The sequence below is a fragment of the Breoghania sp. genome (genome assembly GCF_963674635.1).
Classification (GTDB): Bacteria; Pseudomonadota; Alphaproteobacteria; order Rhizobiales; family Stappiaceae; genus Breoghania.
Window position 1 is genome coordinate 3821534 of record NZ_OY771475.1, and the last position, 26100, is coordinate 3847633.

The 26100-nt window shown below is 62.5% G+C and carries 20 protein-coding genes; 14 read left to right on the forward strand and 6 right to left on the reverse strand.

Annotated features, from left to right (window positions below; translation table 11 throughout):
• The first annotated feature begins 88 nt into the window (after nt 1–88).
• Nucleotides 89–1873, forward strand: a complete 1785-nt coding sequence (locus ABGM93_RS16635; protein WP_321501361.1) for a glycoside hydrolase family 15 protein — start codon at nt 89–91, stop codon at nt 1871–1873.
• Nucleotides 1874–2094: 221 nt separating this feature from the next.
• Complete coding sequence (locus ABGM93_RS16640; RefSeq protein WP_321501363.1) at nt 2095–3486, forward strand: trehalose-6-phosphate synthase; 1392 nt, start codon at nt 2095–2097, stop codon at nt 3484–3486.
• A 327-nt stretch (nt 3487–3813) separates the two neighbouring features.
• Here the strand turns inward: ABGM93_RS16640 and hppD are convergent, their stop codons facing one another.
• Nucleotides 3814–4926 carry a 4-hydroxyphenylpyruvate dioxygenase gene (gene hppD, locus ABGM93_RS16645; protein ID WP_321501365.1) on the reverse strand — a complete coding sequence of 371 codons (1113 nt, stop codon included), beginning with the start codon at nt 4924–4926 and terminating at the stop codon, nt 3814–3816.
• 229 nt (nt 4927–5155) lie between these two features.
• Here hppD and ABGM93_RS16650 point away from each other — a divergent pair, with 229 nt between their 5' ends.
• The 10 genes from ABGM93_RS16650 to ABGM93_RS16695 all read left to right on the forward strand — a co-directional run bounded on the left by ABGM93_RS16650 (nt 5156) and on the right by ABGM93_RS16695 (nt 15996).
• Nucleotides 5156–5632, forward strand: a complete 477-nt coding sequence (locus tag ABGM93_RS16650; RefSeq protein ID WP_321501367.1) for an Lrp/AsnC family transcriptional regulator — start codon at nt 5156–5158, stop codon at nt 5630–5632.
• Nucleotides 5633–5670: 38 nt separating this feature from the next.
• Nucleotides 5671–6030, forward strand: coding sequence for a LysR family transcriptional regulator (locus tag ABGM93_RS16655; RefSeq protein WP_319775007.1), 360 nt, complete (start codon nt 5671–5673; stop codon nt 6028–6030).
• A gap of 91 nt (nt 6031–6121) precedes the next feature.
• Nucleotides 6122–6925, forward strand: coding sequence for a molybdate ABC transporter substrate-binding protein (modA, locus tag ABGM93_RS16660; RefSeq protein WP_321501369.1), 804 nt, complete (start codon nt 6122–6124; stop codon nt 6923–6925).
• Nucleotides 6926–6928: 3 nt separating this feature from the next.
• Complete coding sequence (modB, locus tag ABGM93_RS16665) at nt 6929–7627, forward strand: molybdate ABC transporter permease subunit (RefSeq protein WP_321501371.1); 699 nt, start codon at nt 6929–6931, stop codon at nt 7625–7627.
• Complete coding sequence (modC, locus tag ABGM93_RS16670) at nt 7627–8745, forward strand: molybdenum ABC transporter ATP-binding protein (RefSeq protein WP_321501373.1); 1119 nt, start codon at nt 7627–7629, stop codon at nt 8743–8745. The genes modB and modC overlap by 1 nt, the downstream gene beginning before the upstream one ends.
• Nucleotides 8746–8851: 106 nt before the next feature.
• Nucleotides 8852–10657, forward strand: coding sequence for an ATP-binding protein (locus ABGM93_RS16675; RefSeq protein ID WP_321501375.1), 1806 nt, complete (start codon nt 8852–8854; stop codon nt 10655–10657).
• 125 nt (nt 10658–10782) lie between these two features.
• Nucleotides 10783–12138 carry a sigma-54 dependent transcriptional regulator gene (locus tag ABGM93_RS16680; RefSeq protein ID WP_319775012.1) on the forward strand — a complete coding sequence of 452 codons (1356 nt, stop codon included), beginning with the start codon at nt 10783–10785 and terminating at the stop codon, nt 12136–12138.
• 295 nt (nt 12139–12433) lie between these two features.
• Nucleotides 12434–13432 carry a DctP family TRAP transporter solute-binding subunit gene (locus ABGM93_RS16685; protein WP_321501377.1) on the forward strand — a complete coding sequence of 333 codons (999 nt, stop codon included), beginning with the start codon at nt 12434–12436 and terminating at the stop codon, nt 13430–13432.
• A gap of 313 nt (nt 13433–13745) precedes the next feature.
• Nucleotides 13746–14384: a TRAP transporter small permease gene (locus ABGM93_RS16690; protein WP_321505976.1), complete on the forward strand. Its 639-nt coding sequence runs from the start codon at nt 13746–13748 to the stop codon at nt 14382–14384.
• 4 nt (nt 14385–14388) lie between these two features.
• On the forward strand, nt 14389–15996 hold the full coding sequence (locus ABGM93_RS16695) for a TRAP transporter large permease (protein ID WP_321501379.1): 1608 nt from the start codon (nt 14389–14391) through the stop codon (nt 15994–15996).
• A 90-nt stretch (nt 15997–16086) separates the two neighbouring features.
• On the opposite strand, the gene ABGM93_RS16700 is transcribed toward ABGM93_RS16695, so the two are convergent.
• Nucleotides 16087–16605, reverse strand: a complete 519-nt coding sequence (locus ABGM93_RS16700) for a hypothetical protein (protein ID WP_321501381.1) — start codon at nt 16603–16605, stop codon at nt 16087–16089.
• On the reverse strand, nt 16587–18893 hold the full coding sequence (locus ABGM93_RS16705; RefSeq protein WP_321501383.1) for an MMPL family transporter: 2307 nt from the start codon (nt 18891–18893) through the stop codon (nt 16587–16589). Before ABGM93_RS16705 ends, ABGM93_RS16700 begins: the two co-directional genes overlap by 19 nt.
• 484 nt (nt 18894–19377) lie before the next feature.
• On the opposite strand from ABGM93_RS16705, the gene ABGM93_RS16710 reads away from it, so the two are divergent.
• Entirely contained in the window at nt 19378–19581 is a 204-nt protein-coding gene (locus tag ABGM93_RS16710; protein ID WP_319775017.1) for a cold-shock protein, read from the forward strand.
• A gap of 141 nt (nt 19582–19722) precedes the next feature.
• On the opposite strand, the gene denD is transcribed toward ABGM93_RS16710, so the two are convergent.
• From denD to ABGM93_RS16725, 3 genes are all read right to left on the reverse strand, one after another.
• On the reverse strand, nt 19723–20706 hold the full coding sequence (gene denD / locus ABGM93_RS16715) for a D-erythronate dehydrogenase (RefSeq protein WP_321501385.1): 984 nt from the start codon (nt 20704–20706) through the stop codon (nt 19723–19725).
• A 232-nt stretch (nt 20707–20938) separates the two neighbouring features.
• On the reverse strand, nt 20939–22765 hold the full coding sequence (locus tag ABGM93_RS16720) for an IlvD/Edd family dehydratase (protein ID WP_321501388.1): 1827 nt from the start codon (nt 22763–22765) through the stop codon (nt 20939–20941).
• A gap of 502 nt (nt 22766–23267) precedes the next feature.
• The gene (locus ABGM93_RS16725; protein WP_319775020.1) at nt 23268–23792 is read right to left on the reverse strand and encodes an inclusion body family protein; all 525 of its coding nucleotides are present in this window, start codon (nt 23790–23792) and stop codon (nt 23268–23270) included.
• 1027 nt (nt 23793–24819) lie between these two features.
• Here ABGM93_RS16725 and ABGM93_RS16730 point away from each other — a divergent pair.
• Nucleotides 24820–25920, forward strand: a complete 1101-nt coding sequence (locus ABGM93_RS16730) for a TRAP transporter substrate-binding protein (RefSeq protein ID WP_321501390.1) — start codon at nt 24820–24822, stop codon at nt 25918–25920.
• Nucleotides 25921–26100 lie beyond the last annotated feature (180 nt).

A 26100-nucleotide genomic window follows, 5' to 3' on the forward strand; every position in this document is an offset into this window, starting at 1 on the left:
AGTCACGCCGCTCCCGGCCCGAACCTTGCAAGGGCCTGCCTGCCATGATGCTGTGCTGTCTCAGCCAAACGATACGAGGTGATATCCCGTGAGTTCGCTCGACCTTGCCATGATCGGCAATTGCTCCTTCGCCGCCCTCATCGACAAGAACGCGCGAATTACGTGGTGCTGTCTGCCGCGCTTCGATGGAGATCCGGTGTTCCATGCGCTGTTGGGCGCGCCCAGCGGAGATGACCGGGACGGGGCTTTTTCCATCGAACTGGAAGGGCAGGTGCGCAGCGAACAGGAATACGTGCCCAACACGGCCATCGTGCGCACCCGCCTTCATGCCGAGGACGGTTCGAGTGTCGAAATCACGGATTTCGCACCCCGCTTTTACAACAACAATCGCGGCTTTCGGCCCAATGCGATTGCCCGAAGGGTGCGCCCGGTCTCCGGCCGTCCGCGGGTGACGTTTCGCATTCGTCCGGGCTTCGACTACGGGCGCAGCAAGCCGGAGATCACCTTCGGCTCCAACCACATCCGCTGGGTGGGGCCCGATCAGGTGGTGCGGCTGACGACGAATGCACCGATCACCTATGTGCGCAGCGAGACGCCGTTCATTCTGGAGCGTACGCTTTCCTTCTATTTCGGCCCGGACGAGTCCCTGACCGACCATCCCGACACGCTCTGTCGGGCCTTTGAGGAAAAGACGGAAGTCTATTGGCAGCACTGGACGCGCCGCCTCGGGCTGCCGCTGGAATGGCAGGAAGCGGTCATTCGCGCCGCCATCACGCTGAAATTGTGCACCAACGAGGAAACCGGAGCCATCGTGGCCGCGGTCACCACCTCCATTCCCGAAGCGGCCAATACCGAGCGCAACTGGGACTATCGTTTCTGCTGGCTGCGCGATGCCTTCTTCGTGGTGCGCGCGCTCAATTCCCTGTCGGAAATGGAAACGATGGAGAATTACCTGCGCTACCTCAGCAACATCGCCGCGGTGATGAACGGAGAGCATCTCCAGCCGGTCTTCGGTATCGGGCTGGAGAAGGATCTGATCGAGACCATCGTCGACCTTCCGGGCTATCGGGGCATGGGGCCGGTTCGCGTGGGCAATCAGGCCTATGAGCATTTCCAGTACGACGTCTATGGCAATGTGGTGGTGGGCGCGGCCCAGGCCTTCTTCGACGAGCGACTGCTACACACTTTTGGCGAGCCGGAATTCCGCTACCTGGAGACGGTGGGCGAGCGCGCCTATGCCATGCACGACCAGCCGGATGCGGGCATGTGGGAGCTGCGCACGCGTGCCAGAGTTCACACGTCTTCGTCGCTCATGTGCTGGGCGGCCTGCGATCGGCTGGCAAAGATCGCCGTGAAGCTGGAGCTTGAGGAGCGGGCGCGCTACTGGCGCGAGCGGGCGGATCAGATTCACGCCACAATTTGCAAGCGGGCATGGAACCCGGAGATCAATTCGTTCGTTGAGAGCTTCGAGGGCCGGGACATGGATGCCGGGCTTCTGCTGATGGCCGAAGTGGGGTTCCTGCCAGCCTCCGATCCTCGCTTCATCGCGACCGTGGACCGTATCGGCGACCGGTTGCGGCGGGGCAATCATCTGTTTCGATACAATGCTGCCGATGATTTCGGAACGCCGGAGAACGCATTCAACATCTGTACCTTCTGGTACATTGATGCTCTGGCCCGGATCGGACGCAAGGAAGAGGCGCGCGAGATCTACGAGACGATGCTTTCCTGTCGCAATCACGTCGGCCTTCTGTCGGAGGATATCGATACGGCGACCGGCGAGTTGTGGGGCAATTTCCCCCAGACCTATTCCATGGTCGGGATCATCAATGGCGCGATGAGACTGAGCAAGGGGTGGGAATCCGCGATCTGATCGCCGATACTGGGTGAAATTCGATCTGGGCGCGGCCATGACCGCGCCCGTTCCGCGACTGACGGGCGGCGGCTGCGATAACGGGCAGGTCGCCTGTGCTGCGAAACATGCGGGCCGAACGGTCGGCGCATGGAAAAAGGGAAGCCTCAGCACCCCTCATCACAAGACAATTCCCGGTGACCGATCGGGTCGCCTGCACACGGAGGATGGAAAACAGTACGATGGCCAGACTTGTCGTTGTTTCAAACCGGGTCGGTCCTCTCCAGGACTCTCGTAAGGCAGGCGGGCTCGCTGTCGGATTGGTGGACGCGCTCAAGAAGGACGGAGGGCTGTGGTTCGGCTGGAGCGGGTGCGTCTCCGAAGAGGGCACATTCGGCGCCATGCAGGGGGAAAGCTCCGGCAATGTCGAGCTTGCGACCATCGATCTCAATCAGGAAGACTATGACGGCTACTATGCCGGTTACGCCAACAAGTCGCTGTGGCCCGTGCTGCATTATCGGCTTGATCTGGCCGAATTCGAGCGCAATTACGAGATGGTCTACCGGCGGGTGAATGACCGCTTCGCGACGCGGCTGAAGTCGCTCTTGCGGCCCGACGACATCATCTGGGCGCATGACTATCATTTCCTGCCGCTTGGCCGTGCGCTGCGCAATATGGCGGTGGAGAACCCGATCGGCTTCTTCCTCCACATTCCCTTTCCCAGCCCGGATTTCCTGACCGCTCTGCCCAATGCCCACCATCTTGTACGCGACATGCTCGCCTATGATGTCGTGGGCTTCCAGACCCAGCGCGACGTGGACAATTTCCGCGCCTTCGTTGAGCAGGAACTGGACGGCATCGCGCATGCCGACGGGCGTGTCACCGCCTTTGGCCGCACGATCCTCGCCAAGGCCTATCCCATCGGCATCGACACCGAGAGTTTCGCCGAATACGGAAAGTCGGTAGAGGCGCGCCGCTACTATCAGAAGCTGCTGACCTCTCTTGGCGGGCGCACACAGATCATCGGTGTGGACCGGCTGGATTATTCCAAGGGTCTGCCGGAGCGGCTTCGGGCTTTCGAGAAGCTTCTGGAGGACTATCCCGAACACCGTGGCAAGGTTTCCCTGATGCAGGTGGCGCCGTTGTCGCGCTCGGATCTGGATGCCTATGACACGTTCCGGCGCGAGCTGGAATCCGTCTCCGGCAATATCAACGCGCGCTTTGCGGATATGGGCTGGACGCCGATCCACTGCATGTTCCGCTCCTTCACGCGCCGCGCTCTTGCCGGGATCTATCGCGGCAGCGCCATCGGGCTGGTCACCCCCTTGCGCGATGGGATGAACCTCGTCGCCAAGGAATATGTGGCGGCGCAGAACCCGGAGAACCCGGGTGTTCTCGTGCTGTCGCGCTTTGCCGGGGCGGCGGCGGAGATGGGGGAGGCGCTGATCGTCAATCCCTATAATCGCGAACAGGTCGCGGAAAAGATCCAGACCGCGCTGCGCATGAGCCTTGAAGAGCGCAAGGAGCGCTGGAATGCGCTCTACGCCAAGCTTCTGGCCAACGATTCCAGCCATTGGGCGCAATCGATCGTCTCCGATCTGAAGCACGTTCACAGCGCAACGCTTGCCGCTTGAGTGTGGCGGGCTTTCGGAAGACCTGAAAAACGAAAGGGACAGGCACTGCCGGGCCTGTCCCTTTCTCCCCTCCCCGGGTCACCGCATGGCAGCGCCCCTGGAATTTGCATCCGTCCCTGACAATGCATTGCCCCTGAAAACGTATCGCGCCTGGCAACACATCGTGCCTGACAGCGCGCCCGCCAAAGGCTCGTCACCCCCGTGCCGGCGCTTGCCGGTCCGCGGCGCACAAACCCGGGTCAGCCGAGTTCATTCGCAACGGGGGCATCCCTTGAACGCTTACCGCGTCTTGCGGTTCCCAAGTGACGGCGATTGCGGTGCGGATTTTTATTCGGCCGCGTCCGCCTTGATCACGCCGCGGCGGATCTGGTCTTCCTCAATGCTCTCGAACAGGGCGCGGAAATTGCCTTCGCCGAAACCCTCGTCGCCCTTTCTCTGGATGAATTCAAAGAAGATGGGCCCGATCACGGTCTTGGAAAAGATCTGAAGCAGGATCTTGGTCATGCCGCCATCGACGACGCCTTCGCCATCGATCAGGATGCCGTGCTTCTTCATGCGATCCACGGGCTCGTCATGGCCAATGACGCGCTTGTGGCTGCGCTCATAATAGACCTCGGGCGGGCCGGGCATGAATTTCAGGCCATTGTCCGCCAGCCGGTCGGTGGCGTCGTAGATCCCGTCGGTGCCCACGGCAATGTGCTGGATGCCCTCGCCATTATACCGCTTCAGGTATTCCACGATCTGGCTTGTATCGTCCTTGGATTCGTTCAGCGGAATGCGGATCTTGCCGCAAGGAGACGTGATCGCCCGGCTGACGAGGCCGGTGATGCGGCCATCAATGTCGAAATAGTGGATCTGGCGGAAGCCGAAGAGATCGCGGTAGAAATCCCACCACTTGTCCATGTTGCCACGAAAGACGTTATGGGTGAGGTGGTCGAGATAATAGAAGCCCACGCCGTCCGGGCGCGGATCGCGCGCGCCCAGCCAGTCGAATTCGCCATCGTAGGCTGACCCGTTCTCACCATAGGCGTCGATGAAATAGATCAGCGATCCGCCGATGCCGACGATTGCCGGAACGTCGAGGGCCTTGTCGTCGCCCTCATAGGGCGTTGCGCCGTTTTCGACCGCATGGCGGAAGGCGTGATCGGCATCGACCACCCGCCAGCCCATGGAGGGCGCGCAGGGCCCGTGTTTTTCGACGAAGCGCATGGCGTGGGAGCCAGGCTCGGCGTTCAGCAGGTAGTTGATATCGCCCTGCCGGTAGACGGTGATCGCTTTTGAGCGATGGCGCGCGACGGGCTCGTAGCCCATGCGGCGGAACAGGGCATCCAGCTTTTCAGGCTCGGGACTGGCAAATTCCACGAATTCAAAGCCGTCGGTGCCTGCCGGGTTGGTGTCGGTGATGCGCGCCGGGGGCGCGTCATGCGGAAAGGGTCCCATGGTGTCCTCCTCAAGGGGCGCACATCGCCGTGCTGTCGTTGCCAGCTCCGTCCCGACGCTGCGGTCCCGTCATTTCCATGTGTCAATGCGACCATTTTGCGCGCTAACCGGTGCAATATGTGTGCGTTCGGGATATGTTTGGGCAAACCGATGCAAGCTGTGTGCGCAATAGGGGTATTGTGTGCACAGTGTGATCCCCGGCGCGGGATCCTTCCGGGAGGTGATTGCGATGGTGGCTCTCGATACGTTCGATCTGCGTTTGCTGGCGATGATCCAGCGCGATGCGGGGCTGACCAATCAGGAGATCGGGACGCGGATCGCGCTGTCGGCGTCGCAGGTATCGCGGCGGCGGGCGCGGCTGGAAAGCGAAGGCGTCATCCGGCGGGTTCGGGCGGAGCTTTCCCGCGACGCGCTGGGCTTGCAGGTCACCGCCTTTGTCGGCGTCACGCTCAACGCCCATAGCCGGGCGAATTCGCGCCGGTTCCGGGATCTCGTCAATGGCATGGCCAGCGTCCAGGAAGCCCATGCGCTGACGGGAGAGATGGACTACCTGATCAAGATCGCGGTTGCGGATCTGAAATCGCTGGCGCAGGTCATCAACGATGACCTGCTCGCCCATGACAGCGTGCAGAACGTTCATTCCTCCGTCGTTCTGGAGACGATCCGCGAGGACAACCAATTGCCGCTGGCAAGCGGATTATCCTAGGCTGTCGCCCCCGTTCCCATGCCGTCGGACCTCACATCATGAGCGAATTTCCGAAATCCCGTCTGCGTATCGTGCTTGCCCCCGGCGTTGCCTTCGGGCCGGGCAAGGCCGATCTGTTGCAAGGCATTGCCGAAACCGGGTCGATCCGGGCGGCGGGCAACCGGCTTTCCATGAGCTACAAGCGCGCCTGGAACCTGATCGGCGAGCTGAATCGCAACTTTGCAGAACCGCTGGTGGAAACGGAAAAGGGTGGGGCAGGTGGTGGCGGCACACGGCTGACGCCCATGGGAGAAGCGGTGCTTGCGCGGTTTCGCGCCATTGAGGCGGCCTATCAAGCGGCGGCGGGCGCGGACATCCGTGCGTTGCAGGCGCTGGTGAGACCGGGTGACGCGGAGTGACCGCCGCGAACCGGCAATTCCCTGCTTGAGCCAATCAAGGAGGGCTTGTAAGGTTCGATATGTCCGATTGAACATATCGCTTGGATCCGCCATGAACACCCCATCTCTTTCTCGTCCCTTTTCGTCATTCGCCCGTCGCGTAGCCGGTCTCGCCGTGGCTACCGGTGTCTGTCTGGGCGCGGTGCTGTCTTCGGCTCAAGCCGCTGACAAGCTGACGGTCTTTGCCGCGGCCAGCATGAAGGATGCACTCACCGCCATCGGCGATCTCTACAAGTCCGAGACAGGCACGGAGGTTGTCTTCTCCTTTGCATCGTCCTCCGTCGTTGCCCGTCAGATCACCGCCGGTGCGCCCGCCGACATCTTCGTCTCCGCCGATGTGAAGTGGATGGACTACGTCTCCAAGGCCGAGGCCATTGAGGAGGGGACGGCTCGCATCATTGCCGGCAACTCGCTCGTCGTGGTTGCGCCTGTGGACGAGGCGAAACCGCTTGCGCTGGAGAAAGAGGCTCTCCTGCAGCGCATCGGCGACGGGCACCTGGCCATCGGGTCGCCGGAGGCGGTGCCCGCCGGTCGATATGCCAAGGCCTCCCTCACTTCGCTCGGCCTGTGGGATGCGGTGGAAGGCAAGCTGGTGCACATGGAAAACGTCCGCGTGACGCTGGCATCCGTTGCACGCGGAGAGGTTGCGCTCGGCATCGTTTACGGGTCTGATGCGGCAATCGAACCAAGGGTCGCGGTTGTGGCGACTTTCCCCGATGACAGCCATGCCCCCATCGTCTATCCGGCGGGGCTCGTCAAAGGGGCAGGGGCCGAAGCCGCCGGTTTTCTCGAATATCTGTCAAGCCCTGCCGCGCGCGAGGTCTTCGCAAGGCTCGGCTTCAAGTCCGGTGAGTGACACTTGCTGCAGCCACTTTCCTCCGCCGAGATCGAGGCCATTCTCCTGACGTTGAAAGTCAGCGGTCTCGGTCTCGCCGTTGCCCTGCCCCTGGCCATTTTCGCAGCCTATGCGCTCGCGCGGTGGCGGTTTGTCGGCCATTCATTGCTCGACGCGATCATTCACATGCCGCTCGTTCTGCCGCCGGTGGTCACGGGCTTCGTGCTGCTGATCCTGTTTGGCCGCCGCGGGGCGATCGGCAGCTTCCTCTATGAGCAGTTCGGCATCACGCTCGCCTTCCGCTGGACGGGGGCTGCGGTGGCGGCGGGGGTCATGGCCTTTCCGCTGATCGTGCGCACGGTCCGGCTGGCTTTCGAGGCGGTCGATCCGAAACTGGAACAGGCGGCGGAAACGCTTGGCGCGCCGCGGATCGTGACCTTCTTTGTCGTGACCCTGCCGCTCGCCATGCCGGGGATCATCGGCGGGGCGATGCTGGGCTTTGCCAAGGCCATGGGCGAATTCGGGGCGACCATCACGTTCGCCTCCAATATTCCCGGCGAAACCCGCACCATGTCGCTGGCGATCTACACCTTCACCCAGTCGCCCGACGGGGACCTGGCCGCTCTCAGGCTTTCGATTGCGGCCGCCATCATCGCCTTTGTGGCCGTCATTGCATCCGGATTCGTATCGCGTCGGGTCAATCAGCGCGTGGGGGGGGGGTGATGCTGTCGGTGGATGTGGAAGCCCGGCTCGGCACCTTCGAGATCTCCGCGAATTTCAGCAGCTCAGGCGGCGTAACGGCGCTGTTCGGGCGCTCAGGCTCGGGCAAGACCTCGCTGGTCAACATGATCGCGGGGCTTGCCAGTCCGGCGCGCGGGCGCATTACGATTGATGATCAGGTGCTGTTCGATTCCGAGCGCCGCATCGATCTCTCTCCGCGCAAACGTCGGATCGGGCACGTCTTTCAGGAGGCGCGCCTCTTTCCGCACCTGACAGTGCGCCGAAATCTCACATTCTCGCACTGGGCGGGCGGGCGCGATGCCTCCATGCCGTTTGACGAAGTGGTGGCGCTGTTGGGGATCGAGGATCTGCTCGACCGGCGTCCTGCGAAACTGTCCGGCGGCGAACGCCAGCGCGTTGCCATCGGACGCGCGCTTCTCTCCGGCCCACGCATCCTGTTGATGGACGAGCCGCTTGCCTCGCTCGATCAGGCGCGCAAGAGCGAGATCCTGCCCTATCTCGACCGCCTGCGCCGGGAGGCGGCGCTCCCCATCGTCTATGTTTCTCACTCTCTGGAAGAAGTGGCGCGGCTGGCGGAAACGCTGGTCATCATTTCGGACGGGCGTGTGGAAGCGGTCGGGCCGGTGGCGGATATCATGACCCGGCTCGATCTCGGTCCCGCCACGGGGCGCCAGCAGGCCGGCACGGTGCTTGAGGGGCGCATTGCCTCAATCGACGCGCAATGGGGCCTCACCCATATTGAGGTGGAGGGCGAGACCATCGAGGTGCCCGCGGTTCGCGCCGATATCGGCGAGGAGATCCGGCTTCATCTCAGGGCGCGTGACATTGCCATCGCGCGCGAGGTGCCCAAGGGGCTCAGCATCCGCAACGCGCTTCCCGTGACCGTTCTGGAAATCAGCCACGAGCGGGGGCCTTATGCGGAGATCGTGTGCGGGCTCGGACGCCAGCGCCTGCGTGCGCGCATCACGCGGGCCTCGCTCTTCGATCTGGGACTGGAGCCCGGGCAGGCGATCTTCGCGCTGGTGAAATCGGTCGCGGTGGACCGTCCGCTCGCCACCCATGACAGCGAGCGCACCGGCGACGGGTTCCTGTCGCGTTGAGGCATTGGGCCTTGCGACGACGTTCCGGCGGGACTGTCCTGTTCAAGGCGCTCGGTGCGATGATCCTGCTTCTTCCTTTGCGTCCAATTCCGCTATGATCGCGTCCATGAGCAAGCCGCTTCGCACGCGCAGGACCGTTGTCGCCATATTGGCCGTCTGTCTTCTGGCCGGGGCCTTTGTCGCCTGGGCCACGGCGCGGGTGAGCGAACGGATCCTGCTCGACGAGATCGGATTGCGGGCCGCCGCCTCGCTCGATCTTCAGGCCGCCACCCTTGAGAGCCTGCTCGACAAGTACCGGATCCTGCCGCCGCTGATGGCGCGCCGGCCGGACGTGGTCGATATCTCGATTGGCCGGGACCGGGAAGCCGCCCACCGCATTGCGGCCATCACGGCCGGAATGACGGGGGCGGAGGAAATCCGCTTTCTGTCCGCAGATGGCAGCCTGATCGCCTCCAGCGAATTCGATGCGGTGGGCACACCGCTCGACAACGAAATACGTCAGGCGGTGGATCAGGCGCGCGAAGGCAGGCTCGGGCGGCAATTGCTTGTCACCACGCCAGGCCGGCCCGCCAGCTATATCTTCGCCTCCGCCGTGCGGGATCGCGATACGATTGTCGGCGTTGTCGCCGCGCGGGTGGATCTGGGGCGCATCGAGCAGGCATGGGCATTGGCGCGCGATCCGGTGCAGGCGCTCAGTCGATCGGGGCGCATCATTGTCACCAACCGCCCGCAATGGCGCGGCCTGCAGCTGGAGCTGGATGGCACGCGCTCCGAACTGGACACCTTGCGTGGGCGCACCGAGCAGCGCGGCCCGCATCTGATGGTCACGCTGCCGGACGAGGGCGGGCGCAAGCTCTATCTCCAGGCCTCCAAGGTTGTGCCGGTGCTGGGCTGGTCGGTCGCCGTGTTCTTCGATGCCAGTTCGGTTACCCGGCAGGTCACGACCGCTGTACTGATCGCGGTCCTGCTGACGCTTCTGGCAACCGGTCTCGTCTGGATCATCGTGGAGCGGCGGATGCGCGTGGATGCGCAACTTCGTGGAGAACGGGCCGCCGCCCTCAGGCTGGAGCGGCGCGTGCGCGATCGCACCCGTGACCTGACGCGCGCCAATGCGAGGCTCGGCGAAGAGGTGCGCGAGCGCGAGGCGGCGGAAACGGAACTGCGCCGGACGCAGGACGAATTGGTCCAGACCGCGAAGCTTGCGACCCTTGGCCAGATGTCGGCCGCCCTCAGCCACGAGTTCAACCAGCCGCTCGCCGTCATCCGCTCCCAGGCCGACAATGCCGACATGCTGTTGCAGCGAGGGCGAGCGGAGGAGGCCGGGGAGTCCTTGCGCAAGATTACGGCCATGGTGGAACGCATGGCGACGATCTCGCGCACCCTCAAGGGTTTTGCCCGCAAGCCCGGCAGCGAGGCAGGCCCGGTGGCGGTCGGGCCTGTCATCGATGAGGCGCTGATGCTGCTTTCGCCGCGCATCAAACGCTCCAACGCGCGTGTCGACTTCACCCGCCCGGTGCTGGATCTGGCGGTGCGGGCCGACGCCATCCTGCTGGAACAGGTGATCATGAACCTCCTGGTCAATGCGCTCGATGCGGTGGAGGACGCCCATGCGGGCCAGGCGGATGGCGGGGTCGTGCGGATCGGAGCGGCGCGCGAGGGTGCAGGGGATGTGGTCATTCGGGTCGAGGATGACGGGCCGGGCATCGATGAGGTGACCCGCGGTCGGATATTCGATCCTTTCTTCACCACCAAGGAGGTGGGCGCGGGGCTGGGGCTCGGGCTTTCCATTGCCGACAAGATCGTGCGCGAGCTGGGCGGTCAGCTGGTGCTGGAGGAGGCCCGGCCGGACAGGCCGGGAAGCGTCTTCTCCATCCGCCTGCCGGATGCGTCTGCCGAAGCTGCCGTGAGTTGAGCACGTTTCTTCGGGGTTTTAAGTGGCTGCGGACATGGTATCTACGACCTTGATCATTCCTTCCCCTTCGGCACAGGCTGTCCTTCGGCCCCTGCCGCGCTTGTTTCTCGCACCGGGATATGAGTATGGACCAGTCAACCGTCCTGTTCGTTGATGACGAGATCGATCTGCGTGAGGCGCTGGCGCAAGGGTTGGAACTCGCCGGCCATAGCGTGGAGGCCTATTCCACCGCGGAAAGCGTGCTGGATCGGGTGTCGCGCGATTTCTACGGCGTGCTCGTCACCGATATCCGCATGCCGGGCATGGATGGGCTCTCCCTGATGAAGGCCGCCTTCGAGATCGACACCGCGCTGCCTGTCATTCTGATCACCGGCCATGGAGACGTGCCGCTGGCGGTGGAGGCCATTCGCGCGGGGGCCTATGATTTCATGGAAAAGCCGTTTCCCGTGGCGCGCCTGTCGGCGGTCATCGAACGCGCCCTGCATCAGCGTCGGCTGGTTCTGGAAAACCGGGTCCTGCGCGAGCAGCTTGGCGATACGGCGGGGCTTGCGGCCCGCCTTGTCGGGCGCGCGCCGGCGATCGAGCGTCTGCGGGCCGCGGTCAAGGCGTTGTCGGCAACCGATGCGGATGTGCTGATCCTGGGCGAGACCGGATCGGGCAAGGAAGTGGTGGCGCGCGCGCTGCACGAGGAGGGTATCCGCAAGGATGGACCGTTCGTGGCGCTGAATTGCGGGGCGCTTCCCGCGGAGATCATCGAGAGCGAACTGTTCGGCCATGAGCAGGGGGCCTTTACCGGGGCCTCGCGCCAGCGCATCGGCAAGCTGGAACATGCCAATGGCGGCACGGTCTTTCTGGACGAGATCGAATCCATGCCGCTGGAGCTTCAGGTGAAGCTGTTGCGGGTGATCGAGGATCGCAGCATCGAGCGGCTGGGCTCCAACAAGTCGATCTCGCTGGATGTGCGCTTCGTTGCGGCGACCAAGGTCGATCTGGAGCGGGAAAGCGAAGCCGGGCGCTTCCGGCGCGATCTCTATTATCGGCTCAATGTGGTCAGTCTCGACATTCCGCCCTTGCGGGACAGGCGCGAGGATATTCCGCTGCTGTTCCATCATCTGGCGCGGGAGGCGCGGGCGCGCTATCGGCGCGAGATCCCCGACTTCACGCCGGAAATGATGGCGCGGCTGATGGCCCGTGACTGGCCGGGCAATGTACGTGAATTGCGCAATGTGGCAGACCGCTTCGTGCTCGGCGTCGACAAGATCACCGGCGACGGTGGAGAAGGTGTGCAGGACGTGGCCGCAGGGAGCGAGCCGTTGTCGGTCCGGGTCGGCACTTATGAACGCGCGCTGATCGCGGCGGAGCTGCGCCGCAATGGCGGGTCGATCAAGGCGACCTACGAGGCGCTCGGCCTGTCGCGCAAGGCGCTCTACGAGAAGATGAAGAAATACGGGCTCGAAAAGGAAGCCCATCTGGAGACCTAGGGCGAGGCCGTGGCCGAAGCCGGGGCCATGAAGGTCCGGTCCGGCCCGGCATCTGGCCTGGGCCATCTCCTGACGCCCCAGGGTGCGGCAATGTGTCGTTTTCGACCCGTCCGCCTGCGGCAATGTGACCAATCGCACCCAGCAAGTGTATAATGCCGTGAGGGCAGAGGAGGGGTCCTTGCCGCATTTGCGCCATTTTTTGGCAAGGACCCGCCCTTGGCACATACGTTGCAATCATAGCGGGGCTGGGTCGGGTCTCTCCGGCCGGTTTCGTATTTTGTCTGGGAGGACATCCATGAAAAAGTTCATCCTGGCGGCCGCCACGGCTGCCTCGTTCGCCTTTGTCGCACCCGCTTTCGCAGCCGATGACTGCGACGACGGCGAGATGGTCATCAAGTTCAGCCACGTTGTGGCCGCCACCGGGCACCCCAAGGGGGATGCCGCGACCATGCTTGCCGAGCGCGTCAACAAGGACATGAACGGCGTCGCCTGCATGCAGGTGTTTCCGAATTCTCAGCTTTTCGATGACGACAAGGTGATGGAAGCCCTCCTTCTTGGTGACGTTCAGCTTGCCGCGCCGTCGCTGTCGAAGTTCGAGGCCTACACCAAGAAGTTCCGCCTGTTCGATCTGCCCTTCCTGTTCACCAGTCTCGATGCGGTGACCAAATTCGGCAACTCCGACACCGGGCGCGAGCTTCTGACCTCGATCTCCGATGTCGGCTATGTGGGGCTGGGCTACTGGCTTTCGGGCCTGAAGCAGTTCTCCGCCAACAAGCCGCTGCTGGTGCCCTCTGACGCCGCGGGCCTCAAGTTCCGCGTCCAAACCTCCGATGTCGCCGTGGCGATGATCGAGGCGATGGGGGCCAACGCGCAGAAGCTCTCCTTCAAGGAAGTCTATGGCGCGCTGCAGACCGGTGTTGTCGACGGGCAGGAGAATTCCTGGTCCAACATCTACACCCAGAAGTTCTTCGAGGTGCAGGACGGCATCACCGAGACCAACCACCAGGTGCTCGCCTATCTGCTGGTTACCTCCGACGAGTGGCTGAACGGGCTGGAGCCCGACGTGCGCGACCAGTTCCTTCAGATCGCGCGTGAGGTGACCGACGAGGCCAATGCCGCGGTGGCGAAGAAGGAAGCGGCCAACCGTCAGAACATTCTCGACGCCGGTTCCCCGATCCGCGAGCTGACCGCAGAGCAGCGCAAGGAATGGGTCAACACCATGAAGCCGGTCTGGGAGAAGTTCGAAGGCGATATCGGCAAGGACGTCATCGACGCCGCACTGGCGTCGAACTGATCGAAAACCGCTCGTCCTGATGGGCGAGTTTCGGGGGAGAGGTCAAACGGCCTCTCCCTGTCTTTCCTGATAACTGGCCCCCACGAGCACCGAACGGGGGCAGTTTGCCGCGCTCTTGAGAGCATGGGCATGTGCGGGGGACGCCGTGAACTCCAAATCATTCACTGTCATCGCCGCCATCGTGCTGGCGGTCGTGGCGATCTATCTGGGCGCGGAGGCCAAACCGCTGTCCCGTTCGATCGCCGATGTGGTCGGCTTCAGGTGGAAGCACACCGAACTGGTGCTGCACATTGTTGCGCTCATCTGTCTGGTCATGACCATTCATGTCATCGAGCTGCGCTGGCCGAAAGTGATCGCCAATTTCGAGGAGATCACGCTGGCCGTCGTGCTGGCGGCAATGACGCTCGTTTCCTTCACGCAGGTCGTGGCGCGTTACGGGTTCAACACCGGCTGGGGCGGGGCGCTGGAATTCACGCGCCTGCTCTTTGCCTGGATGATCCTGTTCGGCATGAATTACGGCGTGAAGGTCGGTTCTCACCTGGGCGTGGATGCCGGTATCCGGCTGTTTCCGCCCAAGGTCTTCAAGGGTCTTGCGGTGTTCGGCGCACTTTGCGGCGTCGCCTATGCCTGCATCCTGATCTCGTCCGACTGGCTCCAGATTTTCGGCATCAATACCCGCGGCGGGGCCATCGCCTACTGGTCTTTGAATTTCCGCACCGGGATCGGCCTGGATGATCTGCGCTATCCGGACCTCATTCAGGAGATGTTCGGGACCAAGGAGCGCGTCCAGCGCTGGATCGTCTATCTCGTGTTGCCCACCGGTCTCGCCTTTTTCGCCTTCCGCTGCCTGCAGGCGGCCATCGCCATCATGAAGGGCGAGCGGGAAATGATGATCGCGGCGCATGAAGCCGAGGATCTCGTGGCCGAAAACAAAGATGTTCTGAAGGACTGATCCCATGGAAGCAGCAGCTCTTTTCGTGATGGTGCTGACGTTCCTGTTCCTGGGCGTCCCCATTTCCATCTCGCTCGGTCTTTCGAGCGTCCTTGCAATTGCGGTGTTTTCCAACGACTCCATGTCGTCGGTGGCACAGCAGCTCTTCACCGCCTCGCAGAACTACACCCTGCTGGCGATCCCCTACTTCATTCTCGCCTCCGCCTTCATGTCCACCGGCGGTGTGGCCAAGCGCATCATCCGCTTTGCCATCGCCTCTGTCGGCCATGTGCGCGGCGGCCTTGCCATCGCGGCCGTGTTTTCTTGCATGCTATTTGCGGCCCTGTCCGGCTCTTCGCCCGCGACCGTGGTTGCCATCGGCACCATCGCGATCGCGGGCATGCGGGAGGTCGGTTACACCAAGGAATTCGCCGCCGGCGTCATCGCCAATGCCGGTACGCTCGGCATCCTGATCCCGCCTTCCATCGTGATGGTGGTCTATGCGGCGGCCACCGACGTCTCCGTCGGGCGCATGTTCCTGGCCGGTGTCATTCCCGGCATCGTCGCAGGGCTCATGCTGATGGTGGCGATCTATATCAACGCCCGGCGCAAGAACATGCCGAAGCAACCCTTTGTCGGCATCCATGAGATGCTCGTCGCGGGGCGCGATGCGGGGTGGGGCCTGTTCCTGATCATCATCATTCTGGGCGGCATCTATGGCGGCGTCTTCACGCCAACGGAAGCGGCGGCCGTGGCGGCTGTCTATTCCTTCGTCGTCGCCGTCTTCATCTATCGCGACATGGGGCCCTTGAAGAATGTGCCGTGGGTGACGGACGAGGACGGACCCAATGCCAGGGTGGGCTTTTCCGGCTCCATCTATGCGTTGGCGCTGCTCTTCATCTGGCTGATCTTGTCGTTCTTCTTTCTCGGGCATCTGGGGTTCGAGACGCGCTTCTGGGCGGGCATGGTGCTGGCGCTTGCCGTGCTGGCCTATTACCCGATCCTGCGCGCGGACCGGCGTACCGAAGGCATCGGCATCGCCTATCTTCGCTCCCTGCGGATCTGGCAGCGCAATGCCTGGCTGATCGTGAAGGCTTTCTTTCCGGCCTTCTACAATCACGAGACCCGCAAGGTGATGATCGAGGCCGCGCGCACGACGATCATGCTGATGTTCATCATCGTCAACGCCTTGCTGTTCGCCCACGTGCTGACCTCGGAACGCATTCCGCAGGCGATCACCGACTGGATGCTGGGGGCCGGGTTCAACTGGTTCACCTTCCTGATCGCGATCAACCTGCTGCTGCTCCTGGGTGGCCAGTTCATGGAGCCGTCGGGCCTGCTGCTCATCGTGGCGCCGGTCGTCTTCCCGATCGCCATGGAACTGGGCGTCGACCCGGTCCATCTCGGCATCATCATGGTGGTGAACATGGAGATCGGCATGATCACGCCGCCCATCGGGCTCAACCTGTTCGTGACATCCGGCATAACGGGCATGTCGCTGGTACAGGTGGTCCGCGCAGCGGCGCCCTTCGTGGCGATCCTGTTCGTGTTCCTGATCCTGGTGACCTATGTCGAGCCGCTCTCGACCTTCCTGCCCTATCTGCTGATGGGCCCGGAAATCGTCACGCGCTGATCGGGTGCGGTCCGCGCGAAACAAATGCGGCGGGGCAGGCAACTGCTCCGCCGTTTTGCATTTGAAGACAGGACGTGGTGCGGCTTGGCTCTAGCGCCTGAAGACGATCCGGCTGAGTTCTCCGGCTCCGTCTGAGCTGGTCAGCAGCAATTCGTCCGAACCTTTGGTCCATAGAAGCTGGCCGGAAACCGCCTTGCGGTTTTCCTTCGGCGGGAAGGTGAAGGTGAGGGCGACCGTCTTCCCGCGCGCCTTGCCCCGAATGGGGGCGGTGTCGTTGCCGACGGGGTTGTACCAACGTCCGGTGAAGCGCCCGTTCGCATCAATGATATAGCCCTTCACGGGGAAATTGGTGCCGGAGGCGGCGCATTTTCCGTCGATGGAAAGGCGCGGAGCCTCGAAACTGGAGGTGATCCGGCAGCGCACGATTTCCTTGTCGCCATCGCCCTTCCGCTTCACCCAGCCCTTGCCGCTCCAGCGCCCGGTCGCATCAGCGAAGGTCGGGTCTGCCGCTTTTGCGGGGCTCGTCTGTCCGATGAGGGCGAACGGGCTCACAAGCGTGAGGGCGAGCGTGGCAGCAAGCGCGGATCGGGTCATGAATGTGTCGTCCATTTCGGGCGTCGGAACCATTTGAGGCGCAAGATGGCTGGCAGCAGCAAGAGGTCTGCCGCCAGCGCGACGAAGAAGGTGGTGATCAGCATCAGGCCGAACAGGCGCACCGTGGAAAAGGCGCTGGTCAGCGTCACGAGGACACCGGCTGCGATCAGCACCGTTGTGATGATCATGACGCGCCCCGTCTGGCAGATGGCAACGTCCAGTGCCTCGTCAACGCTCAAACCCAGGCTGCGTTCCAGCCGGTAGCGGTTGGCGAAATGAATGGAATCGTCCACCGCGATGCCGAAGGCCACGGTCAGGGCGAGCACGGCTGTCGGATTGACCTGCCCGTCATTGAAGAGATGCAGCGCGGCCGCCGATAGGATCAGCGGCAAGGCGTTGGGAAACAGCAAGGCGGGTGCCAGCATCGGCCAACGGAAGGCGGCGGCGACCACGATGACGGCTATGAGGCAGGCCCCCATTAGCCCTTCCGCGAGTTGCCGGATCATCGGCAAGGCGTTGTGGCGCAGGACGGCGGGAAAACCATAGATACGCTGTGCCCCGGCCGACATGGCGGCCTCGGTGATTGCGTCATGGATGGCAAGCGTGGTGTGATCGCGCATGGGTTCGGGCACGAAGACGATCACATGGGCGTGTTCGCCATCGGGGGTGAAAAGCTGATTGCGCTGGCTGTTGTCGAGCATCTCCAGATCGTCTGCCGACGGGGCCTGCGCGGGGTTGCCCAGCCAGCGTGCGGCGGAGACCACGGACAGGACCGAATAGTCGGGGGCAGCCTTTTCGATGGCCTCCACGAGCCGGTTCATCCGCGCCCAGCCGTCAGGTGTTTCCAGCGCGTTTTCGCCGGTGATGTCGATGTCGATCCAGAGGCGGAAATAGCCGCCGAATGCCGTTTCAATACGGTCATTGGCAAGACGTACGGCGCTCTTTTCCGGCATGTTCTGGAACAGCGGAAACCACATCTCTGTTCGGGAGACGGAATAGAGCCCGCCGAGGGTCACGAGTGCGGCAAGCAGGACGACGAGCCGGGGGCGGCCCAGCGCCCAGCGGGAAACGAAGGCGGGCACGGGGGCGCGCATGAGGAAACCGCGCCGCGATTTGGCAGGCGGGCGGCAAAAGGGGGCCAGCAGCGTGAAGCTCACCAGCACCACGAAGAAGGAAGCCATGACCCCGCAGGCCCCCAGGATCGCCAGTTCGCGCAAGGGGGCATTGTTCGTGACGCCGATGGCGCTGAAACCGATGGCGGTGGTGAGCGCCGTCAACGCGCAGGCCGGGCCGACATCGGAAATCGTCTGAACCAGCCGCTCGCGCCGCGATCCTTCCGTCTCCACCAGGTAGTGCATGGTCAGGTGGATGCTGTCGGCAATGCCCAGCACGAGGACCAGAATGGGCACCACGTTGGAAAGCACCGTCACGGGGAAGCCGAGGGCTACGAAGAGCGCCAGCGAAACCATGGCTCCGACAAGGGCGGGGGCGACCACCACGAGCGTGGTGCGAAGGGTTGAGAAGATCAGGTAGGCCAGCAGGATGGAGATGACGCAACCAGCGGCGTTCAGGCGGATGAGGTCGGTCTTGATCGCGCCTGCGATATCGAAGGCGATGGCATCAACGCCGGTCAATTCATATGTGAGGCCTGTTGCCGTGAAATCGGCGGCAAGGGTGCGGATCTCGTTCATCTTGGCGCGCAACTGGCCGCGCCGCATGGTGCCGTCGATCGCGACAAAGACAAGAGCGCTCATGCGATCTGCGGAAATCAACGGGCGCACATCCGGCGCGCTCGCGCGGTAGGCCTGAAGCCGGGCCTCTATTTCGTCGTCGGCGATTTCAAAGGGAAAGACCGCTTCGCCGGGGTAAGCCGCATGGCTTGCCGGGAAACGCATGGAAAAGGGCGAGAGCACGAATTGCGCGCCGTCGAGCAGTTGCAGATCCAGCGAGAAGTCCCGCATGGCCGTGAAATCTGCCGCATCGAAGGGTGTCTCGCTTTCCACCAGCACCACGAGGTTACGCCCACTGGTACGCGATTCCGTGGTTTCGGCACGCGAGGCAAAGACACGCTGGACGTTGTCGTCGAAATGAAGCTTCGGGATCGCCAGCGCGGCCAGAGCGATCACGAACACAAGGATGACAGCCGCGATGGCCGGGTGATGGGCGGCCAGATGTCCGGGCAGATCCAGCCCGAAGCCAGAAAACGAGCTTTTCGGGCGTCGGTCGGGGGCTGTGTGCCCGGTGCCGTCACCATCTTCGTTGCCGTCGCCTTGCCTGGGGCCGCCGCTTTCCTGATCGGTCAACGCATCGCTCCCGAACGCCGGCGTGAAGTGTCGTAGGGGGCGCTGGGTGGCCTTGCAAGCATGCGGTCATCCGTAGGGCTGGGTTGCTGTCGCCCTCATCATGCACAGCCAGCCTGCAACTGGAAGGGTTCCAGTCCGGTCTTTCGCGATGATGCCGTCTTTCGCAAAAACACCATGGCGGGCGACACGCACGAATTAGCCAGCGCTTGAAATTGCAAACGTGATACACCATCTATTAACCACGCGGGTCCACCATCGAACAAGTTGAGTGGAGACCGCGACGGTTCTCGCCGGTGCGTTATGGCCCGGCGAAAAAGAATTGGGACCGTGCCCGACCAGCGTATATTCGCGGTCTTCTGGAGCACGGCCTTGATGTTCCCCCTTCCCGCGGATCTTTTTTCCAGAGAGCCGCAAGTACTGCATTTTCCGGCGATGCCGGGTGCGCAGGGGAAGCGTATTTATGTCCATATAAGGAAAAACAAAAATGGAAAACGGAAATGTGAAGTGGTTCGATCCGCAAAAGGGCTTCGGGTTCATTCAGCCCGACCATGGCGGACGCGACGTGTTTGTTCATATGAACGCGCTGAAGGCCTCCGGCCTCAATCGGCTGAGCGAGGGGCAGGTGGTCTTCTACGAGCTGTTCCATGAAGGAAATCGCCAGGAAGCGCGTGATCTGGCTGTTCTGTAACAAACGGGCAGCCAATGCAGATGCGCCGGCAAGCGTTATGTGAAAACGCGCCGGCGCAACGGATTTCATCAGGTTTCCGCATGCGGATTGACCGGGGACGCCTGCAACAGCGCGTCCCGCGCGTCCGCTTTGGAGCGGACCTCAGCCCTTCAGCTTGATGCCTTCATCCTCTGCGTAGAGGCGAACGATCGCCTCGAAATCGGCATCCGTGGTGAAGCCGAGATCAAGCGCACGCCTGGCATCGAAAGACTGGGCCCAGCCATCCACCATCTTGATGATCTGCTCGTCCGGTTCGTGCCGGATCAGATCAACGGCCTCCTTGCCGGCCAGTTTCTCCAGACATTCGATCTCCTCGCGCACCGTGACGGACAGTCCCGGCATGGTGAGGTTCGGGCGTCCGCCGAGACGGTCGGTGTCGAGGCTTGCGGCATGTTCCAGATAGCCGACGGCCGAGGTCGGGCTCGCCATCCAGTGACGCACGTCGGGATCGACCGGCAGGACAGCTTCCAGCCCGTTCAACGGCTCACGGATGATGCCGGAGAAGAAGCCGGAGGCGGCCTTGTTCGGTTTGCCCGGACGCACCACGATGGTCGGCAGGCGAATGCCGATGGCATCCACAAGACCTTTCCGCCGATAATCGGCGATCAGAAGCTCGCTCATCGCCTTCTGCGTGCCATAGGAGGTAAGCGGGGTGTGGTGGAACTCGTCGGGAATGGAGGGCGGGAAGGGCGTGCCGAAAACCGCGATGGACGAGGTGAAGACAAGGCGCGGGGCATGCTGGGCGGCGCGCAGGGATTCCAGCAGGTTGAGCGTGCCTTGCAGATTGACGCTGTAGCCCTTGTCGAAATCAACTTCCGCTTCGCCGGACACAACGGCCGCCAGATGGACGATGATGTCGGGCTTCATGCCGACAATGGCGTCCGCGGTCTCGCGCTTTGCGATGTCTGCGGCCATGGTCGTGACCGCAAGGCCGTCGGCGATCGCATCCGGTGTGCGAGGTTCCACAATATCGGCCAGAGTGAGACGGTCGAGCTTGTGGCCGCCGATGGATCCAGAAGCGGCCACCTTGGCCGCCAGCCGGGCGCCGACCATGCCAGCTGCTCCGAGAATGAACGCGTGTGTCATGAGTTTCTCTCCGATCCGGCCTGCGCGGGCCCTGGCGAGTGACCGTGGTCCGGGGGCGGGCCACTTAACCTCAGGGGGCGTCGATCGCCGTTTTCAGGGTGCGACGGGCCATTCTTGTTTAGCCAAAGGCGGGGTTTCAGGCGAAGGGTGGGGCAGGTGAAGGGTGGGCGGGCCGGTCGGGCCTCAAGGCCGGACCGGCGCCGATTTTTGGGCCCGTTGGCGGGCGAAAGGGTCAGTGATTGTCGCGCGGAATTCCCGGGATCGCGTGACTGCCGACCGCCGGGGCGGAATTGCCCACGTCGCGGTAGTTCACGGCCGGCTTCAACACCATGCCCTTGTCGAACTGTTCCACGAGGCCGCGCTGGATTTCCTGCCAGGGGGTCTGGTGCGCGGGATAGGCAAAGCCGCCCGCCGCCGCCAGAGCCTCGCGGCGTGCCGCAAGCTCGGCATCGTCAATCAGGATATCGGCGGTTCCCTTGTTCAGATCGATGCGAACGCGATCGCCCGATTTGAGCAAGGCCAGCCCGCCGCCAGCGGCCGCTTCCGGCGATGCGTTCAGTATTGAGGGCGAGCCGGAGGTTCCCGACTGGCGCCCATCTCCGATGCAGGGAAGGGCGGTGATGCCCTTCTTGATGAGATGGGCCGGGGGCTGCATGTTCACCACTTCCGCGCCGCCCGGATAGCCGATGGGCCCCGTGCCGCGAATGAAGAGCATGCAGGTCTCGTTGATGTCCAGCGACGGATCCTCGATGCGCTCGTGATAGTCTTCCGGTCCCTCGAAGACCACGGCGCGGCCCTCGAAGGCATTCGGGTCGTCGGGGTTTTCCAGATAGCGCTGGCGGAAGTCGGCGCTGATGACGCTGGTCTTCATGATCGCGCTGTCGAACAAATTGCCCTTCAGGTTCATGAAGCCCGCTTGCGCCATCATCGGGTCGGACGCAGGGCGGATTACTTTCGGATCGAGGTTTTCGACCGCCTCGCAATTGACGCCGATAGGCTTCCCGTTGACCGTCACTGCGTCCGGATTGGGCAGCATGTCGGCCTTCATCAGCTCCGCCACCACTGCCGGTACACCGCCTGCGTGGTGGAAGTCCTCCCCCAGATATTCGCCCGCGGGCTGCAGGTTGACGAGAAGCGGCACGTCATGGCCGAGCTTCTGCCAGTCGTCATTGTCGAGCGGTACGCCCAGATGGCGGGCGATGGCGTTCAGGTGAATGGGGGCGTTGGTGGAGCCGCCAATGGCGGAGTTCACCACGATGGCGTTTTCGAACGCCTTGCGGGTCATGATGTCGGAGGGTTTCAGATCCTCCGCCACCATTTCCACGATGCGCTTGCCGGTGAGATAGGAAATCTGGCTGCGCTCGCGATAGGGCGCGGGGATGGCGGCGGAACCCGGAAGCTGCATGCCGAGTGCCTCCGCCAGCGAATTCATGGTCGTCGCCGTGCCCATGGTGTTGCAATAACCGACGGAAGGCGCGGAGGAGGCGACCAGATCGAAGAAACCGTCGGTATCGATTTCTTCGGCGGCCAGCATCTCGCGGGCCTTCCACACGATGGTGCCCGAGCCTGTGCGCTCGCCCTTGTGCCAGCCGTTGAGCATCGGGCCGACGGAAAGGGCGATGGCGGGAATGTTCACCGTTGCGGCGGCCATCAGGCAGGCGGGAGTTGTCTTGTCGCAGCCAATGGTCAGCACCACGCCGTCAAGCGGATAGCCGTAGAGAAGCTCCACCAGTCCCAGATAGGCAAGGTTCCGGTCGAGCGTCGCAGTGGGGCGCTTGCCGGTTTCCTGAATGGGATGGACCGGGAATTCGAAACAGATGCCGCCCGCCTCGCGGATGCCTTCTCGTACGCGCTTTACCAGCTCCAGGTGATGACGGTTGCAGGGCGAGAGGTCGGACCCGGTCTGGGCGATGCCGATGATCGGCTTGCCGGATTGCAGTTCCTCGCGGGTCAGCCCGTAATTCAGATAGCGCTCCAGATAAAGCGCCGTCATGCCCGGATTGTCGGGGTTGTCGAACCATGCCTGTGAGCGAAGCATGCGCTTCTTGCCGTTGCTCATTTCCGTCCCTTTTTGCTGCTCGCCGCTCGCGTTTCCCTACGCCGGTTTGCCGACTTTCGTTCTACGCAGATTAGCGGTTGCATTCGCGTGCGCCAGTGCAGAATTGCGCGCGCAGGTCGGTATCGGATTGTTTGGGCAAGGTGCCCCTGGGGCAGGGTCGCTCGGTTCTTGGCGCAGTTCCGCGCCTTGAGCGAAATGCGCGCGTGGGTTCGTCGAACGCTGTGAGATTGTGGGTGGGGGTTTTGTCGCTGCCGAGCTGCAACTCCGGAGGTTACTGGCAGGGGCGCGTGGCCAGGCGGTCGATTCGCTTGCCCATCGATTGCGCATGGTGCGGCGAGCCTGGCGGCAAGAAAGCAGGTGTGGGCCGCAGGTGGTCCGAGACCCTTGCGCCACCTGTGTCTGACGGGGCCTGCGGGCCTGACGTGCTTTCCGAGAATGTTCCCGAAAGAATGCGTGCCGAGCGGGATCGATCGGCACGCAAGAGGCATGCTGGGTCTGGAAATCAGGTTGCGGTCAGGGTCGGATCCCAGACGAAGCAACCGAGCGTGTTCAGCGAGCCGGAGTGATATTGCAGGACGACAAACGACACGTTGTAGTTCTCGGTGCCGCTCTTGGCGATATCCGCCGTCAGATAGAAGTCGAACTGCTCCGTGCTGGTGTAGGTCGGCGGGAGCTTGATGTCGCCGGGGGTTGTACCGGGAACCGGCGTCTGGGGTTCGATCAGCTTTCCATCAACGGTCGACGTGATGGTCTCGCCGCTGAACTTCTGAATATTGTCCAGATTGGCGGAGTAGCTGGTATTTCCCGACAGGGAGATCATGCGCCAGCGGATGGTATCTCCGACATCCGCCGAAATCGACAGGTCGGCAGTGGCCTGGCCGCTTTTCACGTAGTCCTGGGCGGCGACCATATACGCGTAGTTATGGCCGATGGCCGTCGGATGATTGGGGTCCTTGCTGGGATTTGGATAATGGGCCATGAGATTCATGGTGTCGACGACGATTTCGATGTCAATTATTTCGCTCATCAATAGTCTCCCTAACAAATTAATTATAATTGAGAGTCTTACGACGACGAATACTAATTGAAAATAAGTCGAACTCAATTGACATACTTACGTAATAAAAATATAAATTATCGCCGCCTTCGGGAGGGGCTCGGTGTTCTCGAACTTGTGGGTAGACGAAATAACGCGCAGCCCTGTGAGGCTTGGCGCGCGGCCTCCCGGCGCTCTTCCCGCTTTAAAGGGGGAGATGGATCGTCAAGGTCGCCTCCCGGCAACAGGGGGGGCATTGGCGAGGCCATGGCGCTCATCCAGTTCAGGGAAGGCAGTCGCCGCCCCGGGAAGGCAGTGGCCGCTCCGGGAAGGCGGTGGCGCGGTAATCGGCGCGCCCGGAGACCGTCTGGATCCTGCCTGGAGTGTTACACCAAAGGGGGCATCCGGCTCCTGCCTGTCGCGGCATCTGGCGAGAGGCGGGTGGTTGTGCCTGCGCCGCAAGTGTTCGGCGGATCAATGTCAGGGAGAGCATTGCGGGCCGGGGCGTGGGAGCCGTATTCCGCGCTTGCCTTCGCCCACGAGCGTTCAGGCCTCACATCGGAGTGGGGCCCGGTATTGCCAGGGGGCGGGCATGGCACCCGATCCGCCGGGCCTCGCGTTCAGGCAATAGGCCGCCGCGCGGCCTCAGTCATGGTCGTCACCGCACCGGATATCCGCAGAAAGGAGGGTAATAGGGTAAGGCATGCTGACCTATACTTTCGTAGATAACGCTGGGTTCGCCAGGTTAGATGATCGTCTTTGCGGGTAATCGTCACGGAAATTGTAGTCAAGATATATAGTTAACAGATTAAACATGAGAGAAATACGGAAAAACGGGACATATTTTTCTCTTTAAGGGCGGTTTGTCCTTGTAAGAGATGTGTTCATGCGTTTTATATCTGACCTTCGGTTCCGAGGAGGGAACCAAAAATGTTTCATGCCGGTCGGGACCCGGCATATGCGCGTTTCGGACGTGTCGACCATGTTACGTCCGGAATTTACTCGGGAGGAATACAATATGGATCGTCGTTCGTTCTTGAAGAACGCCAGCATTGGTGCGGGTGCTGCTGCCGCCACCACCCTCGCCGCGCCGGCCGTGCGCGCTCAGACCACCACCGAAATGGTGATCGTGTCCACCTGGCCGCGGGACTTCCCGGGTCTGGGCACCTCTGCCCAGCGTCTCGCCGCGCGTATCGGTGAGCTGACCGAGGGGCGCATCAACGTCCAGTACTTCGCCGCCGGCGAGCGCGTCGGTGCCTTCGACAGCTTCGATGAAGTCGCCTCCGGCAATGCGCAGGCCTATATCGGCGCCGATTACTACTGGAAGGGCAAGCATCCGGCCTGGGCCTATTTCACCGCCGTTCCGTTCGGCCTGACCTATGCGGAAATGGATGCGTGGATGAAGTTCGGCGGTGGCCAGGAACTGTGGGACGAACTGGCCGGCGACTACGGCCTTCAGAACTTTGCCGCCGGCAATACCGGCGTGCAGATGGGCGGCTGGTTCAACAAGAAGGTTGAGACGGCGGACGATCTGAAGGGTCTGAAGATGCGTATTCCCGGTCTTGGCGGCGACGTCATGGCCAAGCTTGGCGCATCCCCGGTTTCGCTTCCCGGCGGCCAGATCTACGAAAACCTCGTCTCCGGCGCGATCGATGCCACCGAGTGGGTGGGGCCGTGGAACGACTACTTCCTCAAGCTCTATGAAGCCGCGAAATACTACTACTACCCGGGCATGCACGAGCCGGGCTCGCAGCTGGCTCTGGGCACCAACAAATCCTGGTTCACGAGCCTGTCGAGTGTCGACCAGCAGATCATCAAGGCTGCCTGCATGGAAGAAAACGCCGTGCAGATGGCCGAGACGAACCAGAACAACGGTGTCTACCTCAACAAGCTGATGACGGAGCACGGCGTTCAGCTGGAGAAGTTCTCCGATGAGGTCTATGACGCCTTCGGCGAGGCCTCCGAGGAAGTGTTCTCCGAGACGGTCGAGCATTCCGATCTTGCCCGTCGCACCCATGAGAGCTTCGCCAAGGCCCGATCTGAGCTGGGTCGATGGATGCTGCTTGCCGACACCGGGTACACCGAACAGCGTAACCGCGTTCTGGGCATTACCGTCTAGGACCAGGGCTTCCCTGGTTGCCGCTTCGCGCCTTTGGGGCGAAGCGTGCGCACGTGAAATTCACAAAGGCGATGCGGATTTTCGCATCGCCTTTTTCTTTTTTTGCCTGCCGTTTCGAACATGAATTTATCCGGCCACCCCCGTGAGTGCCGGGAAAAACATTTCATATAATGGATTGAA